General features: G+C 46.2%; 1 protein-coding gene. It reads right to left on the bottom strand.

The annotated features are described in order from the left end of the window. Positions 1-807: transcription termination factor Rho (gene rho / locus ACRCJ0_RS15330; protein WP_431391062.1), on the bottom strand; the 807-nt coding region annotated here is incomplete at its 3' end. Between the last annotated feature and the right edge of the window lie 188 nt (positions 808-995).

Here is a 995-nt window from a genome sequence, read left to right as displayed (position 1 = left end):
CGAATCCATCAAGATAACGACATCACGCTTATCTTCCACCAAACGGCGCGCCCGTTCTAAAACCAATTCCGCAATCCGGACGTGGTTTTCAGGTCGTTGATCGAAAGTAGAAGAAACCACTTCCCCATCAATCGACCGCTCCAAATCCGTCACCTCTTCAGGACGCTCATCAATTAACAGCATAATCAACTCAACATCCGGATTATTAGCTGTAATCCCGTTGGCGATTTCCTTCATCAAGACCGTCTTACCAGCCTTAGGAGGTGCCACAATCAAACCACGTTGACCATAACCAACAGGCGAAATCAAATCAATCATCCGCGCAGACAAACGTCCAGGTGTCGACTCCAACCGTAATTGTTCATTCGGGTAGACTGGTGTCAAGGCTGGGAAATGCGCCCGTTCCTTCGCCTCATCTGGGTCCTTACCATTCACCGCGTACACATGCATCAAACCCAAATACCGCTCAGAAGCCTTAGGCGGACGAGCTGTACCCGACACCAAATCCCCATTCCGCAAACCAAATCGGCGAATCTGAGAATTCGAAATATAAATATCCTCCTGACTAGGCGAATAATTAATCGACCGCAAGAAACCAAAATCAGACCCCGTAATATCAAGCACACCCTCGACATTCATAAAGCCCTGACTCACCTCTTGCGCCCGCAAGACAGCCATAATCAGCTCCTTCTTATTCATTTGACTATAATAAGGGACCTTATACGCCTTCGCATACTGGTAAATCTCCTTCAACGTCATAGCCTGCAAACTATGCAACTTCACTTGTTCTTGCTCATTATCTGACATAAAAAAACCTTCATTTCTATCAATACTTAGTTACTTTCTGGAAAAGGACGACCACCTAGAAGCTGAGTGCAAAAAGATGTCGCTAGCTATTATGAAGCCAGCAGCGTCTTGGGTCTAAGAAGTGTTAAGAGAGGACTTGCTTGTTGTTTGGGTAAAAATGTAAAGGACTGCGACACCCTTGCCACAGC

This window comes from Aerococcus sp. L_32 (assembly GCF_050689315.1).
The sequence above is the reverse complement of the archived record's forward strand: the minus strand, read 5'-3'. Positions and strand labels throughout refer to the sequence as shown.